Origin of the sequence: Lentibacillus sp. CBA3610 (assembly GCF_013373365.1) — a bacterium.
GTDB lineage: Bacteria > Bacillota > Bacilli > Bacillales > Amphibacillaceae > Lentibacillus.
This window is the reverse complement of record NZ_CP035925.1, coordinates 833,340-851,155: the sequence shown is the minus strand read 5'-3', so window position 1 is coordinate 851,155 and position 17,816 is coordinate 833,340. Positions and strand designations below refer to the sequence as shown.

Genomic DNA, 17,816 nt, shown 5'->3' with positions numbered 1-17,816 from the left:
CTTGTGCCCCTTCTTTCATTTAATATCAACCCTTCTGCAAATCTAGTCCATGTTAAGAAAAACTCAGGCCCAGCCTCGTCTTTCCAGAGGTCAGAGGCCGGAAGTCAGATTGGACGAAATCGGCGAATTAGCCGATTTCAAGATTGAAGTCTTCATCTAAAATGTTATCCTTTATGACCTAAAAATAAAAACAGATCACTTTCATCAGTGATCTGTTCGGGTTAGCCTATCAGTCCAAATTAATCATTTGCTACAACTTCTCTTCCATCATAATGTCCGCATGATTTGCATACATGATGCGGTTTTGTCAGTTCACCGCAATTTGAGCACTCCACCATACCAGGCACGTGCAATTTTTTATGCGTACGACGTTGGTTTTTCACCTTTTTGGATGTTCTTCTTTTTGGTACTGCCATCACTTACACCTCCTTCAACTATGAAGGAAACAGAAATGCATATTCCTATTCCTTTTTATCGTCCAGTAAAGACTCCAGTTTTTTTAAACGTGGATCTGGCTTGCGCTCAATTTTGTCTTCTGATTTAAATTCCCAGCCATCCCCTTCAAATGGGGCTTGGTTTGTGGCATTTTCATCATTTGAAAACACACGAAAAGGAACTTCCAGTAAGATATTTTCCTTTATTAATGGGGTTAAGTCAAGTACTTCCCCATCGATTGGATGAATTTCATCATCTGAATCATCATCTTCATAAGGTGATTCTGAAAAAATTTCAACCGTATTAATGTTAAACGGATAGGGGACATCAACTAAAGTACGGGCACATGGCATTATCATCCTGCCATCAATGTTAAATGTGAAAATGATGTCATCACCCTGATCCACAGCAGTTCCATGTACGTGAACAGAACCAACTTCCCGTATATCGTTATTCATTGATTCCAGCTCGGAAACATCCACATGTTCATCAAACGTAAACGGATTGCTGTCTGTATTTTTTTTAATTTGACCTAATGGAAATTTCATGCTATCACCTCAAGGCAACAAGAGTTATTTTAAAAGGAAAATGGATTATTTTGTCAACATGTTTCTCTTTTACACCAGGCTGTTTTGCTGCAAAAATCCATAAACTGCGACCGTACTATCGAAAAGTTCTTCATCCCATTCTACCGGACCTGAGTGCTGATTCATCGCTGCGGAAAATACTCCCTTTTCCGCGGGGAACGCTTCAGCCTCCTCACTCGCAAAACCGCTCGCTGCGGGTCTTCAGACGTTTCCTTTCCCGCAGGAGTGTCGCATTTTTCCGCAGGCTTAGTGTCGGTGTTCTGTCCTAGTGGAGAACATTCAATGTACAGAAAGTCAACACCAGCGGAGGAAATACGCGGAGACTCCAGCGAGGATAGGCATAGGTGAGACCCCGCAGTGCGCCAGCATCTTTTCTGCGAGGAGCGTATGCCTCGCCGAGATTACTTGCAACGCGACGAGCACGAGGAGGCTCACCAGGCCGCCTAAGGTGCGCGGAGCGTATTTCTGGAGCGGGTGTCATCGCTCTCAAATTTTTCATTGTGTCGCAGTTTATATCAACTGCGAGGTTTAAAAGCAACAAAATTTATGAAAAGAACATTACAAATGTTTATTAACAGTATTCCCTGTTAACGCATATCAAACCATGCATCCTGACACCTTTTTTGATACAATATAGTGAAACATCATTCGGTGGGACGCATTCCTTGAATGTTAATTAAGCCGCATCAGATCATGTACTAAAAGAAAGATACGGGATAATCGAATCTCTGATTTTTATAGTACACGTCAAGTTACATGCGGACTGAGATGAATCTTAGTTTTAGAAAGGACTGAAAATATGAAAGCCTGTGGCATAATTGTTGAATATAATCCTTTTCACAATGGACATGCCTTTCATGTACAGGCATCCAAAGAAGCATCCGGTGCTGATTGTTTAATTGCTGTCATGAGCGGGTCATTCCTGCAGCGCGGCGAACCGGCTATTATGGATAAGTTTCACCGGACAAAATCCGCTTTGTCAGCCGGCGTTGATATCGTACTGGAACTCCCTTATGTATATGCTGTCCAAAGCAGTGACCTATTTGCCAAAGGTTCTGTGCAAACACTCAATGAAATAGGTGTATCCAGTATTTGTTTCGGGAGTGAATCAGGCGACATCTCCCATTTCACTGAAGGTTATGATGTGTTTAAACACAATCAGTCAAACTACAAAACAACACTCCAGGAAAAATTGAATCAGGGTCTATCCTTCCCGGAAGCCAGTCGTTATGCCTACCAAAGCATTGGGTTATCGACGGATGAAATGGACCTGGCAAAGCCCAATAATATTCTCGGGTTCAGCTATGTTAAATCAATTATGGATCAAAACCTGCCAATCCAACCTTTAACTATTACCCGAACAAAAAGCGGCTATCACGACAGAACCATCACTGGCTCTATCGCAAGTGCCACAAGCATCCGGAATGAACTTTTAAAGACACACAGCATATCGAGAGAAGCAGTCAGTACACTTCCAGAAGAAACTATCGATCAATTGCACAATTATCAGCAACAAGCCACTTCCTGGCATTCATGGGAGTGCTATTTCCATCTTCTTCATTACCGGGTGATGACGATGCCGGAAGATGAACTTGCTGCTATCAACGGTGTTGATGAAGGTCTGGAATACCGCATCAAAAAATCGGCCCATAATGCTCATTCCTTCCATGAATGGATGAACAATATAAAAACGAAACGTTATACATGGACCAGGCTTCAACGCATATTTGCCCATATTTTAACGAATACAAAGAAAACAGACACCAATACGATCAGGAATACCTCTACAGTTCCATATGTAAGACTACTGGGTATGACAGAAACCGGACAAATGTATTTAAACAGCCAGAAGAAGGAAATGAATGTACCGTTGATTTCAACACTTGCCCAAGGAACAGATCCGATGCTGTCGATCGAAGAAAAAGCAAGTCATGCCTATTACAGCATTCTTCCGCCTGAAAAGAAAAATGCCTTCCATCATCAGGAACTTGAGCCACCAATCAGGGTATAGACATAGCACGAGACCGCCGGCCTTCCACGAAAACCGACGAGTAATACATAGCTGAGTAAGCTCTGAGTTGTGAGGGGAGTATCTTCTGCTGCAAAATATCTTGTAACAAGTATTTGTGTAGTCGGGTTGCAGGATAAAAGCTTCAAGTCTTACAAAAAGTATTTCTGAATATCCCGCCTATGCAGGCTCAAGGTTTTGCAGGTACTCCAGTGCGTCATCAAACGTATCTACAGGTACAATTTCCATATCGGTACCGATCTCCTCCGCTGCTTGTACGGCGTCCTCATAGTTTGAACCTTCTTCGCCGTTATTATTTGCGGCGAAGAAGATATCACACCCTTCCTGGTCTGCTGCAACCACTTTTTTATCGATGCCGCCAATCCGGAGTACATTCCCTTGATAATCCACCTCACCAGTACCGGCGATTTCATACCCATTTGTCAATTCCTCTTCGGTCAGCTGGTCATATATTTCCAATGAAAACATGAGGCCTGCACTTGGCCCGCCAATACTTCCACTGGAAAAGTTCACTGGCGGATTAACGTCTACACTGCGATCAGTTACTAACTGGATACCAATTCCGACTTTATCATCCACATCCGGAAAAGCTTCCAATGTGATATCCTTTTCAAGTTCTTCTTCCTCGCGTACAACATTAACCGTAATGGTTTCGCCAGGTTGTTTATTTTCAACATATTCTATCAGATCATTCGACTCTTCTATCGTATTCCCATCAATACCAATGATTCGGTCACCAGTCTCTAAAATCTCATCTGCCGGCATCCCTTCTATAACAGAAACGACATAAACGCCATTATAATCAATCGTAATATCTTCACCTGCCGCTTCATAAGCGACAACGGTGGAAGCCTCCTGAGAACTTTCCATCATTTGCAGTTGAGCATGAAAATATTCGTCCTCAGACACTCCTTCTGGTCTAACCTCGCGAAGCGGCATGACTTCCTGGTGAGGCAGGACCTGCGCCCATAAATATTGAACCGGTGTTGCCTGTCCCCCACGAACTGTAACGAGATGCATATCTCCTTCGCTTTGATAACCATCTTCCACTTCTACAATCGGATTAAGGGGATCAGCACCGCCCGGTTTATAGACATAAAATGGGAGCTTATAAGCTGAAATAAAAAATGCAATGCCAATGACTATAATTAAATAAATAATATGCTTCTTTGTAAATCTCAAGGTAAAGCCAATCCCCTTTCCATTCCTCTAATGCCCCATTCAGGACGTGTCTAAAAAGTGTATGTCATAAAACCATGATGTATGTGCGTATATTGGTATAGACTTGTACAAATTGTTCCTGAACACTAAATATCCAATAAACGTTTGAGCAATCCTTCCAGCATGACTCGTTCAATCTATATAAATAAGGTCAATATTATTTTACTACTTACCAAAAGAGAAGTACAGGATCACCCATCATTCACTAGGGGGCATAACATTGAAACATAAATTCAAAACAATCTTCCTTGCCGGGATTACTGTATCTATTGCCATCTCCCTTATTAAATATCCCGATCAGTCACTGGAAGCCAGTATACGCGGATTAAACATGTGGTGGGAAGTGGTCTTCCCGTCATTATTACCATTTTTTATAACAGCCGAGTTATTAATCAGTTTCGGTTTTGTGAAATTTTTAGGTGTCCTCTGTGAGCCGATCATGCGACCGTTATTCAATGTGCCTGGTGCTGGAAGTTTTGCGTGGGCGATGGGAATGACAAGTGGTTATCCGACAGGGGCTAAGATATCAGCACGTCTGCGTGAAGAAAAACAGCTGACGCGGATTGAAGCTGAACGGCTTGTATCATTCACCAACGCTTCCAGTCCGTTATTCATTTTTGGTGCGATATCAGTCGGTTTCTTTTACGATGTAAAGCTCGGTATCGTTTTCGCTGCATCTCACTACATAGGTAATGCGCTGGTTGGCATTTGTATGCGATTTTACGGCCGGAAAGCTGAAAAGAACACGACAAAATCGGCTAAGAAAAAAGTATCAATTATCAGAGCTTTCCAGGAAATGCATCGTACCAGGCTCAATGACCCGCGGCCTTTCGGAAAAATTATCGGTGATGCTGTGGTGAATTCAATTCAGACACTGATGATGGTCGGGGGTTTCATTATCTTGTTTTCCGTTTTCACTAAACTGCTCTATATTGTCGGGGTAACGCCTGCCATTGCATCATGGTTTCAATATATATTGCAAATCTTTACGCTGCCAATTGATTTGGCCTTGCCGTTATTATCCGGGCTATTCGAAATCACTCTGGGCGCCAGCCAGGTTTCGCAAGAAGAAAGTGCTAATTTGATGGAAAAAATTATTGTTGTCAGTTTTATATTAGGATTTAATGGCCTATCAGTTCAGGCGCAGGTCGCAAGTATCCTTGCTCCAACCGATATCCGATTTGCACCTTACTTTTTTGCACGAATACTCCATGGTGTTTTTGCAGCAATTTTGACCGTTTTCTTTTACACACCGTTGTATTTAAACCGTACATCATTTGATTTTAAGGGCGCACCCGTATCAACGAATATCCAGGAAGAACCGTGGATGAATTTTTTATTTCGTTTAGCCGAGATTGGACCAGTCATCACATTTGCCGCTCTATTCGTTGCTGCCTTTATAATGCTAAGACGGATTCGAAAAATATAAAAGGGCTGGGACAAAAGTATAGAATTACAAGTAAAATCCGAACAATGATTCAAAATTCGTTCGTAAAATTTCGAATCAGTTCGGATTTTTATCGTTTAATACGTTTCCACTTAAATCAGCGGAGTGGCAGGAGTTAATGATCGTCCATACGTCACTGGACGACCCCTTGTACCTTTATTCTATTTTCTGCTGAATTTTTCCAGTAAGGCTGCTTCAACAGGGTCAGGGACTAAATCCGAAACATCCGCTTTATATTTGGCAACTTCCCTGACGATACTTGAGCTCAGAAATGAGTACTGATTATTGGTCATCATAAAAAATGTTTCAATGTTGTCATCAAGTTTCCTGTTCATAGCTGTAATTTGCATTTCATATTCAAAATCACTGACGGCACGCAACCCGCGCAATATTGCATCCGCCTTATGATTTCTTGCATAATCAATCAATAGCCCCGCGCTTGTATCAACCGAGACATTCGGCAGATGTGCTGTGCTTTTCTGCAGTAAAGCCACCCTTTCATCAACCGAAAATAATGGCGCCTTGGACTGATTATTAAAAACAGCAACGATTAATTCATCAAAAATTTTGGCACCCCGTTCGATAATGTCAAGATGTCCATATGTAACCGGATCAAAACTCCCCGGGCAGATTGCTAATCGATTCAATGGAAACCCCCCTTTATTTATTTTGATAGATGGTGATTCCAGTCGTGTCGTTATAGTGTTCCTGTTTCATGACATGAAAACGATCAAGTTGGTCCGGTAATTGTTCAGAGACTTCATGCTCACAATAAATCAGACCATCCCTTTTTAACAGCTGCAGATCACTGATCGTATCGAGCAATTTACCGTAGCTTACCTTTTGATAAGGGGGATCAAGCAATATCAGGTCAAATTGCACCCCTCTTTTTGCAGTGGCATTCAATGCTCGATATGAATCTGTACGAAATACTTCAGTATTGTTCTCTAAGTTAAGTGTGCGGATGTTTTTATGAATGGTATGTATAGCTTTTGGATGTTTGTCTACAAATATACCTTGCTCCATACCTCTGCTTAATGCCTCAATCCCCAGCGCACCACTGCCCGCATACAGATCAAGGCAAATGCCATCTTCAAAAAAGGGCCCTAAAACCTGAAAGACCGCCTCTTTCACCTTATTCGAAGTAGGTCTCGTAAATTTACCCGGGACCGCTTCCAAATGACGTCCTTTATAGAGCCCGGCGATAACACGCATAAAACCACCTCATTAAATTATAATAAGCTTATCAAAATAAAATCGCAAGGCATCTGTTATAATCGTTTCAGAAAATATCTATTTTCAAAGAAAAAATATGTATATAAACGTTTATCATGTCCATAATAAGATAATGAAACAGCTTAAAAATGCTTGGCTGTTTCAAAAACACGGAGAAGACTTACACTTCCCCATAAGTTCTTCCTCCGGTTTCTCCTCTCCCTTTGCCTTTTTGTTTTCTGACAAGAAAACAAAGGGACCTGCAGAAACGTTTTTCTGCAGGTTTTTTCTTTTGTCTATTTTCACATAGTTTATCTATTAAGCATGCAGTCCAAGCCACTCTCCACTGATAAAAAACCTTTGCAGCCTTATTATGTATGCGCCGCAAAGGTTAAATACCTATTTTATAATCATATTGTTTGGCCTTATCAGGTTGAGGATTTTCAAAGTCTGTCTGTAAAAAAGGTTTATAGGAACGATCCACTTTTGAAACAAATGGCAGTTTCAGCAATTTGGATTCCACACTGTCCAGATTCTCCTGATCTACATAGATGACGGCGTACTTGAGTTTTTTGGACGAATAAATCAAATGCCCATAACGCTTAATATGTCGAACATTTTTCATATGCTGAAACCAGACAATCAGCCCTTGACGTTTCGGTCTCATCGCCTATCCTCACTAACGTTTAATTTAGGAATAGTATATCAGAATCCCGTTTGAACATCAAGATGCATTACATCCGCATTTTCCACCATGGCCGCATCCAGTGTCAGTTAATGCCGCTCCATCCCTTGGTGCTTTAATCTCATCACTTACACTAAAAGCAATGTATTCACTTATGTCATCAAGCATCTGCTGTAAATTACGCTCCGCCACTTTAAATGCTGCTACTTTTTCATGCATATCCATTTCCCGTTTTGTAGAGCGCACCTTTTTCATGATGACATTATAATCAGGATGGTACCTGCCAAATCGCTGTACTTCCTCGTGTTGTTCCTTTATATCATTAAAAGCTTTAATCAGCTTTTGTGCCTCCGCATCTTCATTAAGGGCATTCCGCGCCTCTTGATAAGATTCCATGACGTCAGACTTCAAGACCATTTCACTGACTAACTCAGAATGATCCAGGATATCTGCGTATTCCAATGTTGCTATCATCATCTCACCTCCACTTTTATCTTATCATGTAATAGTACAGATTAAAACAGTCATACGACTAGTCTCTCATAACTTCGGAAAGATTGATAAGCATATTGACCATCTGTACATGATTCCCGACTTTATCAACTTGTTGTGAAAATGTTTTACCATAAAATTGTTTCGATGCCTTTTCCAACTCCATTATCCGATATGGATCTCTTGTCAGATAGCGATACCATACAGGATTAAACCGAACGAAATGGGCAAATTTCGGGTTTTGCTGTAAAAAGTGATATGTGGATGCCTGCATCATATCACCCCCTAATCCTTGAAGCCTTTGAATAAGTTTTGGTTACCAAATGGCTGCCGGGGCGTGTTTTGGGATGATTGGAATTGACCCAGCAACCCCTGAACAGTCGTAATTGTGTTATTAATGTTATCCACTTGTTTTTGGAATTTATCCAAATCAACATTTTCTGAGATTTGAGCAAGCCGCTCTAACAATTCCGCCTTTCCCTGTTTAGGTTTGCTGTCAGGTTTAGCAGTGCCCCTCTCTTTATATTGATCCCAGAACTGATCATTTTCCCCAAGTAAGGCCCACTTTTCATAATACTCCTGAAAACCTTTTCCACTTTTTCTCACTTCTTCCACCAGACCGGGATGCTTTTGTAAAAATGCTTTAAATTCCCTGACACTCGGGTGAAGTTTATCACTCATGACGACTCACCTCAGTAACGATTATCTATTACTCATTAATTTATGAGAAATGGGCAAACTTTGTGCCTCATAACAAGAAAAACGCATACACCCTATGCGTTTTTCCTGTTTATTATTTTTTAAGAAAGTTTTGTGTGTAATAAAAACGGTGAACGCCGATACCCAGATGTGTAAAATCGTCCCTCAGCAATGCTTCGCGGTGACCTTCACTGTTTAACCAGCCATGAAGAGCAGCTTGTGCATCCGGGTATTGAGCAGCAATGTTTTCACCGGCAGACTGGTAAAACACTTCCTGTGCCGCCAATCGCTCTTTTAAACCGTCACCATTCTGACTATAATGGGAAAAATAATTATTCTCCGCCATATCCTCACTATGCTGGTAGGCAACCTTACTTACAGCATCATCCCATTCCAAAGCTGATTTTCCATATTGGCTGCGCAGAACATTGGTTATTTGAAAAATTTGCTGTTCTGCCCCTTCTTCGACCTGTGCCCACTGTTCATCAGTGAAATTCGCGTTTTCCGGCAGTTCGCCCCGATAATGCAATTCATACGGCTGATGCAGCAGAAGAATATCGGCCGATAACATACGGATAGCCGACAGTTCATTTGTAAATGTATCAAAATATAACTGCAAAAAAATATTATCCGTCACCTTTACCAAAGGACGTTCCTGCAATTCCTCATCGCTAAGCTTGAAAGTATAAGAGGATAGATCTTTGCTGTATGTTACGTCACTCGAAAATGAAAATGCTTCGGAGGTTGAATCATAAGCTTGTCCGATTTCAGCAGGCTCAATTGATAAATCGTTGCCAAGTGCATAAATGGATTTCACCTGATTGTCATCAATTCCAAATTGGATCAATTGTTCTCCTCCATCTGTATAGACCCACCATTCATAGCCATACGCACTTAAATCCTTTCTTTGTGGTTCACCAAAATTTTCCGTCAATTCACTTGTCGACTTATTCATCCATTGATAAGTACTGCCTTCCAAGGGGACAGTCGTCCGAGTTTCCGGTATTTCTTTTGATTCCAGTTTATTATCTTTTTGTTCCAGAACCTGACTGGAATTCTCTATTGAGTCTTCCTCCAGAAAATCATTCGTTTCTAATAGATAATAGACACCGGTAACTGCCAGTAACAATACAACGATTATTCGTAATAAACGCATGTTTTCTTCCCCTTCTATTAAATCTTAAAAAGCTATGTAAAATATTTGTATGTATGAAAAGGCCAATACATGCTTTTATTTAGCAGAAAGGCCAAGACTTTCAGATAATATTTTCTATTGGCTAGTATGAATTAATATAACATAGTGTATAAAACGTTTTAACAAAGGCTGTTTTCTAAAAGACTGTGGTTCTTGCCACAAAATCCATAAAGTGCGACATAACTATCGGAAAGTCTTCATCCCATTCTACCGGGACTGAGTACTGATTCATCGCTTCGGAAAAAAATACTCCCTTTCCGCGGGGAACGCTTCAGCCTCCTCGCTCGCGGGCCAACACGATGTTGGTCTCGGGAGGCGTTGGCTATTGACGTGGCGTTCTTAGCCTTTGTTCCTTAGCGCTCGCTGCGGGGTCTTCAGACTGTTCCTTTCCCGCAGGAGTGTCGCATTTTTCCGCAGCTCAGTGTTCTGTTCTATCCTAGTGAGAAAAAGCCCACTAGACACTTTATTTTGAGTTTCAACATTCAAAATGCAGAACGACCGTCAATACCAGCGTAGGAAATACGCGGAGACTCCTGCGGGAACAGTGACCAACCTGAGACCCCACAGGGACGAGCAATACATCCACCGAATACGCTACGAGTTGCGAGGAGTGCTGCTTCACCGAAAAGTCTTGCAACACGACGAGCACACCGAATGCCCGAGGAGACTCACGGGGGCACCCGTGTCATTGCACTTAAATTTTTCAGTGTGTCGCAGTTTATATCAACTGCGAAGTTAAAAAATACAAAGATTACGAAAAGAGCCTTAACAAAAATTCCTGGTTTTGTAGAAAAGATTTCTCTCTTTCAAGCGATTCGGACGCAGAGTAACAAACGTCTGGAAAAAGGCATAATGAAAGCAACCGAAGTAACGGTTGCTTTCATTATACTATATTAATGCAGCTCGGGTCTCTCTGAAATGTCCTCAAGCGCACTTCCGGCTGCTTCGTTTGATTTGTCCTCAAGTGACAAGTCACCAAGAGAAACGATACCAACAAGTTTTCCATTTTCAACAATTGGCACACGCCGTATTTGCTCATGAGCCATCATGTCAGCTGCTTCCTGTACTGATGTCTCGGGAGATGCATGGTACAGCCGGTCACTCATCACTTCCTGTACTGATGTTGTATCAGCTTTCTTCTCAGCATAGCCCCTTAAAACCAAATCCCGGTCAGTAATAACACCCATCAACTCTTTATTTTCTGAACAAACCGGAATTACACCGACATTTCGTTCTTTCATTTTAGACGCAGCTTCGTGCAGCGTATCTTCCTTGCGACAAACAGCAATATCTTTACTCATGACATCCTGGACATTTGTCATATCACTACCTCCTTATAAAGTATAGTCATTTTTAATCTTTCCCAAATCAGACAATATATTGCGTGTGAATTTCATCCTTTTCGATTGCAAGTTAAAAACTTTTTTATTATTATTAAGTTGTTAGGATAATTTTGCGAGGTGGATAAAATGTATCTGGAAAACACAGGAATTGAAGAAGCAATAGTAGACGTAAAACCATTGGACCGCCTGATGGGAAATCACGCTTTCATTCGTGCAGGCCAATGGGATTATGAACGTGTGACATATGATTATAAAATCGGATCCAAAGAAACGAACATTACATATTATATTCGTATTCAGGGGTATGCCATCGAAGGCGATGTAGACCGCGGTGATGCAGTAATTCAACTAAAAACACCGCTTCTCGGCAAGCATTATTATCCACATGGTGTAGAATACGGTGAACAGGAGAATTTTCCGGAAAATCTCGTGGATCGTGCGGCTAATCTGGTCACAAAAGTTAAGGAAGATATCGATCAGTATAAAAAATAAAGTGAAACGTCAATCAGTGGTGTGGTACTTGCTCCCCCACCTGATAACCAGGAACAAAGGCTAAGTTCGCTGCGTCTTGTGCTTTCGCCTTTGTAACCTGCTTTGTGCAGGCCCGAACAAAGCCTGATATTTACTGGCAATTTCGATTCCCCGCCTATCTTCTTCGGTTTTCCCAACGTCTTGAAGTGCGGGCTTACTGCCAGTTAGATAAGGGATAAAACAACTGTTTCTTACCAGGCCAACTGCTTCAACAGATAAGTAAGCAGTTGGCTGGTTTTTTCATGAAAAGTTTATCTAGCACTGACGTGATATCTGATTTCGACACGAGTTCTATTCATTAAATACATGCTCAATGATTATGTGCGTATAAAGGAAAGGAGACATCCACTTATCTTGTTTGGATCGATCACTAAGCGCCAATGGACACTTATTTTTTTGACCATTTTCCTTCTGCTCGTATTTTTCTTTGTATTACCCATATCCATTCCTTTAGTTATTGCTTTAGTTACAGCCTTGGTCCTTAATCCGCTCGTCCGCTTTACTCAGAAACGAATGAAAATAAATAGAAAGGCATCTGTGATCGTTGTTTTTCTTCTTTTTATGATCTTTTTAGGTATCAGTGGAACATTCGTTGTCACAAAAGCAGTAACACAGGTCGTTAACTTTGTTGAAGACATTCCTGCCTATGTTACGGAATTAAATAATATTTATGAAACATGGGAATCAAATCTTGATCAATATACCGAAAACATTCCTGACGAATTTTATAATCAGGTTACCAATACAATTGAATCACAGCTCACATCAATAAGTGAAACATTAACAGAAACCATTACGATAGAGCGGATTGCACAATTTGTTGCCGGAATCCCTCAATATTTGATCAGTTTTATCGTCTATTTAATCGCCTTATTTTTATTTATGCTCGAACTGCCACTACTCAGATCCAAGCTTTACAATTTTATGACAGAAAAGACTGCGGAAAAAGTTTCATTTATGAATAAAAGGCTCGCTGATGTCATTTTAGGGTTTTTCAAAGCGCAGTTCCTTGTCAGTATCATCATTTTTGTTGTTTCACTGATCGGATTACTTCTGTTTACACCGGATGTCGCCATCATTATGTCGATTATTATTTGGTTAATTGATTTCATTCCGATTATCGGATCAATTGCAGTGCTCGGGCCATGGGCAGTTTTTGCATTCATTGCAGGCGACATACTGCTTGGTATACAGTTGGCTGTTCTTGCCATTATACTGCTGGCGATCCGAAGAACTGTTGAGCCAAAGGTAATGGGACAGCATATCGGTCTTTCACCACTTGCTACCTTGATTGCCATGTTTTTAGGCATTAAATTACTTGGGTTGCTCGGCTTTATCCTCGGACCATTAGTTTTGATTGCATTTAATTCGGCAAGAGAAGCGGGAATTATAAAATTAAATATAAAAATTTAAAGTGTGCGGGCATCCGCACACTTTTTCTTTAACCGCCCAATATTGCTTTAATCATACTCGTCGTTTCACCGGGATCATAAAAGATATATAACAGGAGATAGACCATAACGCCGGTAGCTGCACTGAAAAACCAAACAACACTTGTGATCGGACCAATTTTCCTGTGTATCGTTATTTTCCGCTTTAATGCCAATGTGAGTGTCACAACACCGAATATGGCTCCTGTTGTTGCCAGGATAATATGGAAAATTAAAAAGATGGTATAGTATGTTTCAATATCTTCCGGGCCGCCAAAACTTGTATTCCCAATGAAGACTGTCCTGGATACATAAATGATAAAAAATAATAATGCACTGATAGCAGCAGAGATCATTGTTTTTTTATGGGCTTTTGCTTTTCCTTTAACAATCAGGCGCCATCCGACAGCAACCAGGATGGCACTTATTACGATGAATACCGTACTTATTGTCGGTAAAATCGGCATATGTGAACAATCCCTTTCTTTACTTCAGAAACTGGTCTGTATCGGTTAATCGATACACGTTATCTAAACCATAATTATGATAAATCACGTTATTTTAAAACAGGGATCCAAGAAGTCCCTGTTTTGCTTTTATCCTTGCTCACCAGCATTTGCCGGCAATGGATCCACCTTAAAGGATTCCCTTGTAAACCACTTAAAGAAAACTCTTGCCAACACAATTCCATAGGTGATTTCCTGCATTATCTTCATAAAAATACCGCCTAATTGCTGGTCTTCCAGCGGTGACATAGGTGAAAACATCTCCGGACCGGAAATAGCAGGTGTCAGTCCTTGCAATACGCCTGTTGGAACACACAATGCCATTGCCTGAAGCCATGCACCATCCTGTGTATAAGCAGCATAAACGGTTGTATCAGCAAAAATAATCAAGACACATGCAGGCGTTATTAAGACGCCATTAGCAAATATATAAAATATTTTCCCTAAAGGTGACATACGATCAAATTCTTTTAATGGCGACATGATTGGCCACCACACAATAAATGCTGCCACTAAAATGATCAGCGATATTGAGGTGTGTGCTAATTGTGATGTTTTTGAGAAATCAAATACAACCGGCAGATGATAAAGTGAAAATAGTACATTAAATAACAATAATGAAATTAAAGGTATTGAGAGAAATTTTAAAACAGGTTTAACAACCGGCCGATAGACAATCTTCTCCCATAACCAGGTTGGGATACCTTTTATAATGAAAATCGGAAAAACAATATAGTAAATGGCCATTTGAATCATATGAGCCGTCAGCATTATATGGGATAACAAATCAACCGGGGCGCCCTTCACAGCGTATAACAGCAGCAAGCCCCCATAGAAAAAGAACTGCTGGGCCCAGGATGGTTTCGCTTGACCTTCACCGCCAAATTTATGGCGAAGCGGACCGGTAATTAAGAAATATAATAAGGCAAGTCCCAGGACAAATAATAGAAAATAGGGACTCCATAGTGCGCGGAAACCAAATATTTGCAGTTCGAGCCACATACAAACTCACTCCATATACGGATGTATTATATAGTACATCATATTATAACGTATTTTTCGGTAAGACACACAGTCATAATGTGACAATTTAAAAACAAGTGCTTTTGAAGGGAAATGAAAGGTTATCAAAGTCTTAAAGTGTAAAAAAGACCGGGAACAAATCCCGATCTTTTTTCAGGTAATTACCACCAGGTAATGACTCCTAATCCTGCCAATGTTAGAAGTGCAGCCCATAGGCCACCATACATCATAACAGCAGGCATATTATGATTTTTATCCTTCATGTGCATGAAATAGTATAACTGGAAGCCTACCTGTGTAATTGCAAGGATTAACAGTACAGGAATAACGTACATGCTTTCCATCGCACCTGTTGCGACAATGGCAAAAGCTATAATCGTAAACAGGATCATTAACGCAAACGTAATCAGTTGTTTTTGCATTTCTTCTTTATTCTTTTGTTTCTGAAATGTATTTGTTTCATTGGAATTGGTGTTCTCTGCCATGGATTAACCCACCTTTCCCATCAGATATACAACTGTGAAAATAAATACCCAAATGACATCAATAAAGTGCCAGTATAAACTCCATGTATAAAACTTAGGAGCATTGTAAAGATTCAATCCACGTTTCGCATTACGGATCATGATGGCGATGAGCCATGCCAGACCAAACGTAACGTGACCGCCGTGAAAACCGACTAACGTATAGAAAGCAGATCCAAACGCAGATGACCGGAATGTAAATTCGTAGTCAACAATATAGTGTGTGAACTCATAAATCTCTAATCCCAGAAAAGTAAAACCCAGAATTGCAGTTATACCCAACCACAATTGCATTTTTTTAAAATCATTATTTTTCATATGATACATTGCATAAACGCTTGTTAACGAACTTGTCAAAAGCAAAATCGTCATCATGAAGACCAGTTCCAGTCCGAACAGCTCATTTGCTGTCGGACCGCCAGCCGTCGAATTTCTTAATGCAATATATGTCCCGAACAAACAAGCGAAAAGCACTGTTTCTCCGCCCAGGAAAAACCAGAAACCCAGAAATTTATTTTTGCCTTCCTCGGTGGCCTTTTCCGGTTCGTTCGGCATCGTTTCCGGATTCAAGGAATGATCATGACTCATATTAGTCAGCCTCCCTTTCAAGTTCATCTTTTGGTATATGATAACCATGATCGTCTTTTAACGATCTAATTAACATACAGCCTAATGTCATCGCCATTCCGGCAAACAATAAAATGTATGCCCAATCATAGTCAACCTGGTAAATAAAACCAAAACCTGCGATGAATAAGCCAAGGGACATCAAAAACGGCAGAAATGACGCATTCGGCATATGAATATCGCCCAGTGGTTCTGCAGGTGTCAACTGACCTTTACCTTCCGTTTTTTCTATCCATAATGGATCCAGACCACGAACGAGTGGTGCCTGCTTAAAGTTATATTCGGCAGGTGGAGAAGCCATCGTCCATTCCAGTGTACGGCCATCCCATGGGTCATCTGCTGCTTTCTCTCCTTTAAGCGCTGTATAAACAACGTTGATGAGCATAACAACGACACCAAATGCCATGAAGAAAGCACCGATTGTACTAATCATATTACCTGTATCCAAACCCTGATTTTCCAGAAATACCCAGTAACGACGTGGCATTCCCATTAAACCAAGGAAATGCTGGATAAAGAATGTTAAGTGGAAACCGATGAAAAATGTCCAGAACGTCAGCTTACCCATGCCTTCATGCAGAACACGCCCGAACATTTTCGGCCACCAATAATGTAAGCCTGCCAGAATTCCAAATACCACACCACCAACAATAACGTAGTGAAAGTGGGCAACAACGAAATAGGTATCATGATACTGATAGTCAGCTACAACCGCTGCAACCATAACACCTGTCATACCACCAATTGTAAACGAAGGGATAAACCCTAATGCCCAAAGCATCGATGTATTGATGGTGATTCGTCCACCCCACATCGTTGCAAGCCAGTTAAATATTTTTATACCTGTAGGTACTGCGATCGCCATCGTAGCGATAGCAAAAATGGAGTTGGCCACAGGACCTAAACCGACTGTAAACATGTGGTGTGCCCAAACCATAAATCCGAAAAAGGCAATCAGTATGGTGGCAAACACCATGGCTGTGTAACCAAACAGGCGTTTTCTTGAAAACGTTGCAAATATCTCACTGAATATCCCGAATGCCGGGAGGATCAAAATATAAACTTCCGGGTGTCCAAATATCCAGAATAAGTGCTGCCAGATAATGGAGTTACCACCCAGCCCGACATCGAAAAAGGCTGAACCAAACATGCGGTCAAACATTAGCAGGAACAGTCCTATTGTCAACGCCGGAAAAGCAAATAAGATCAATACGCTTGTTACAAATGTTGTCCATGTAAACAGCGGCATGCGCATATATGTCATACCTGGAGCACGCATGTTGATGATCGTTACGAGAAAGTTAATCCCCGCTATAAGTGTACCTGCCCCGGCTATCTGCAGCCCGATAACATAGAAGTCAACGCCATGACCCGGTGACGTTACCGACAGTGGTGCGTACGCAGTCCAGCCTGCATCGGGGGCTCCTTCCAAAAACCAGCTCAAGTTCAGGATGAGACCACCGAATAAAAACAACCAAAATCCTAATGAATTCAGAAAAGGAAAAGCAACATCCCTGGCCCCGATTTGCAGCGGGACGACTGCATTCATTAAGGCAAAAAGCAATGGCATGGCTGCAAGAAATATCATTGTTGTTCCATGCATTGTCAAAAGTTCATTATAGAAACCTGCACTGACAAAGTCATTTTCAGGTACAGCTAATTGTATACGGATAATCATGGCTTCGAGCCCGCCGAGCAGGAAGAAAAATCCGCCGCCGAACAAGTATAAATGAGCAATTTTCTTATGGTCGACAGTCGTTAAATAATCCCACAGAACAGCACCGAAACCCCTTTTTTGAGAAGCTACTGTACTCAAAATTTTAACCT

At 41.1% G+C, this 17,816-nt stretch carries 20 protein-coding genes; 4 read left to right on the top strand and 16 right to left on the bottom strand.

Annotated features, from left to right (window positions below):
* Positions 1 to 239: 239 nt before the first annotated feature.
* The gene (gene rpmF / locus Len3610_RS04325; protein ID WP_135108195.1) at positions 240 to 416 is read right to left on the bottom strand and encodes a 50S ribosomal protein L32; all 177 of its coding nucleotides are present in this window, start codon (positions 414 to 416) and stop codon (positions 240 to 242) included.
* Between the two features lie 45 nt (positions 417 to 461).
* Positions 462 to 983 (bottom strand): YceD family protein, encoded by a 522-nt coding sequence (locus Len3610_RS04320; protein WP_176446873.1) that lies wholly within the window; start codon positions 981 to 983, stop codon positions 462 to 464.
* Between the two features lie 838 nt (positions 984 to 1,821).
* On the opposite strand from Len3610_RS04320, the gene Len3610_RS04315 reads away from it, so the two are divergent.
* On the top strand, positions 1,822 to 3,033 hold the full coding sequence (locus Len3610_RS04315; RefSeq protein ID WP_176446872.1) for a nucleotidyltransferase: 1,212 nt from the start codon (positions 1,822 to 1,824) through the stop codon (positions 3,031 to 3,033).
* A gap of 177 nt (positions 3,034 to 3,210) precedes the next feature.
* Here Len3610_RS04315 and Len3610_RS04310 read toward each other — a convergent pair whose 3' ends face one another.
* On the bottom strand, positions 3,211 to 4,233 hold the full coding sequence (locus tag Len3610_RS04310) for a SepM family pheromone-processing serine protease (protein ID WP_176446871.1): 1,023 nt from the start codon (positions 4,231 to 4,233) through the stop codon (positions 3,211 to 3,213).
* Between the two features lie 259 nt (positions 4,234 to 4,492).
* Between Len3610_RS04310 and ylbJ the strand changes: the two genes are divergently transcribed.
* Complete coding sequence (ylbJ, locus tag Len3610_RS04305; protein ID WP_176446870.1) at positions 4,493 to 5,701, top strand: sporulation integral membrane protein YlbJ; 1,209 nt, start codon at positions 4,493 to 4,495, stop codon at positions 5,699 to 5,701.
* A gap of 179 nt (positions 5,702 to 5,880) precedes the next feature.
* On the opposite strand, the gene coaD is transcribed toward ylbJ, so the two are convergent.
* From coaD to Len3610_RS04265, 8 genes are all read right to left on the bottom strand, one after another.
* Positions 5,881 to 6,366, bottom strand: a complete 486-nt coding sequence (gene coaD / locus Len3610_RS04300; RefSeq protein ID WP_176446869.1) for a pantetheine-phosphate adenylyltransferase — start codon at positions 6,364 to 6,366, stop codon at positions 5,881 to 5,883.
* 13 nt (positions 6,367 to 6,379) lie between these two features.
* Positions 6,380 to 6,934 carry a 16S rRNA (guanine(966)-N(2))-methyltransferase RsmD gene (gene rsmD, locus Len3610_RS04295; protein WP_176446868.1) on the bottom strand — a complete coding sequence of 185 codons (555 nt, stop codon included), beginning with the start codon at positions 6,932 to 6,934 and terminating at the stop codon, positions 6,380 to 6,382.
* 391 nt (positions 6,935 to 7,325) lie between these two features.
* Complete coding sequence (locus tag Len3610_RS04290) at positions 7,326 to 7,601, bottom strand: YlbG family protein (protein WP_176446867.1); 276 nt, start codon at positions 7,599 to 7,601, stop codon at positions 7,326 to 7,328.
* Between the two features lie 57 nt (positions 7,602 to 7,658).
* Positions 7,659 to 8,093 (bottom strand): YlbF/YmcA family competence regulator, encoded by a 435-nt coding sequence (locus Len3610_RS04285; RefSeq protein WP_176449547.1) that lies wholly within the window; start codon positions 8,091 to 8,093, stop codon positions 7,659 to 7,661.
* Between the two features lie 58 nt (positions 8,094 to 8,151).
* A complete protein-coding gene (locus Len3610_RS04280) occupies positions 8,152 to 8,388 on the bottom strand; it encodes a YlbE-like family protein (RefSeq protein WP_369693641.1) in 237 nt (78 codons plus the stop codon).
* Between the two features lie 8 nt (positions 8,389 to 8,396).
* Positions 8,397 to 8,792: a YlbD family protein gene (locus tag Len3610_RS04275; protein ID WP_176446866.1), complete on the bottom strand. Its 396-nt coding sequence runs from the start codon at positions 8,790 to 8,792 to the stop codon at positions 8,397 to 8,399.
* 112 nt (positions 8,793 to 8,904) lie between these two features.
* Entirely contained in the window at positions 8,905 to 9,966 is a 1,062-nt protein-coding gene (locus tag Len3610_RS04270; RefSeq protein WP_176446865.1) for a CAP domain-containing protein, read from the bottom strand.
* A gap of 932 nt (positions 9,967 to 10,898) precedes the next feature.
* Entirely contained in the window at positions 10,899 to 11,327 is a 429-nt protein-coding gene (locus tag Len3610_RS04265; RefSeq protein ID WP_176446864.1) for a CBS domain-containing protein, read from the bottom strand.
* A gap of 147 nt (positions 11,328 to 11,474) precedes the next feature.
* On the opposite strand from Len3610_RS04265, the gene Len3610_RS04260 reads away from it, so the two are divergent.
* Both Len3610_RS04260 and ytvI read left to right on the top strand, forming a co-directional pair.
* Positions 11,475 to 11,840 carry a YugN family protein gene (locus Len3610_RS04260; RefSeq protein ID WP_176446863.1) on the top strand — a complete coding sequence of 122 codons (366 nt, stop codon included), beginning with the start codon at positions 11,475 to 11,477 and terminating at the stop codon, positions 11,838 to 11,840.
* Between the two features lie 393 nt (positions 11,841 to 12,233).
* Positions 12,234 to 13,292, top strand: coding sequence for a sporulation integral membrane protein YtvI (gene ytvI / locus Len3610_RS04255; RefSeq protein WP_176446862.1), 1,059 nt, complete (start codon positions 12,234 to 12,236; stop codon positions 13,290 to 13,292).
* 28 nt (positions 13,293 to 13,320) lie between these two features.
* Here ytvI and Len3610_RS04250 read toward each other — a convergent pair whose 3' ends face one another.
* The 5 genes from Len3610_RS04250 to ctaD form a co-directional block, all read right to left on the bottom strand.
* Positions 13,321 to 13,776, bottom strand: a complete 456-nt coding sequence (locus Len3610_RS04250) for a DUF420 domain-containing protein (protein WP_176446861.1) — start codon at positions 13,774 to 13,776, stop codon at positions 13,321 to 13,323.
* Between the two features lie 129 nt (positions 13,777 to 13,905).
* Positions 13,906 to 14,817, bottom strand: a complete 912-nt coding sequence (ctaG, locus tag Len3610_RS04245) for a cytochrome c oxidase assembly factor CtaG (protein WP_176446860.1) — start codon at positions 14,815 to 14,817, stop codon at positions 13,906 to 13,908.
* 182 nt (positions 14,818 to 14,999) lie between these two features.
* Entirely contained in the window at positions 15,000 to 15,323 is a 324-nt protein-coding gene (gene ctaF / locus Len3610_RS04240) for a cytochrome c oxidase subunit IVB (RefSeq protein WP_176446859.1), read from the bottom strand.
* A 3-nt stretch (positions 15,324 to 15,326) separates the two neighbouring features.
* Positions 15,327 to 15,950 carry a cytochrome (ubi)quinol oxidase subunit III gene (locus tag Len3610_RS04235; RefSeq protein ID WP_176446858.1) on the bottom strand — a complete coding sequence of 208 codons (624 nt, stop codon included), beginning with the start codon at positions 15,948 to 15,950 and terminating at the stop codon, positions 15,327 to 15,329.
* A gap of 1 nt (position 15,951) precedes the next feature.
* Positions 15,952 to 17,805, bottom strand: a complete 1,854-nt coding sequence (ctaD, locus tag Len3610_RS04230; RefSeq protein ID WP_176446857.1) for a cytochrome c oxidase subunit I — start codon at positions 17,803 to 17,805, stop codon at positions 15,952 to 15,954.
* Positions 17,806 to 17,816 lie beyond the last annotated feature (11 nt).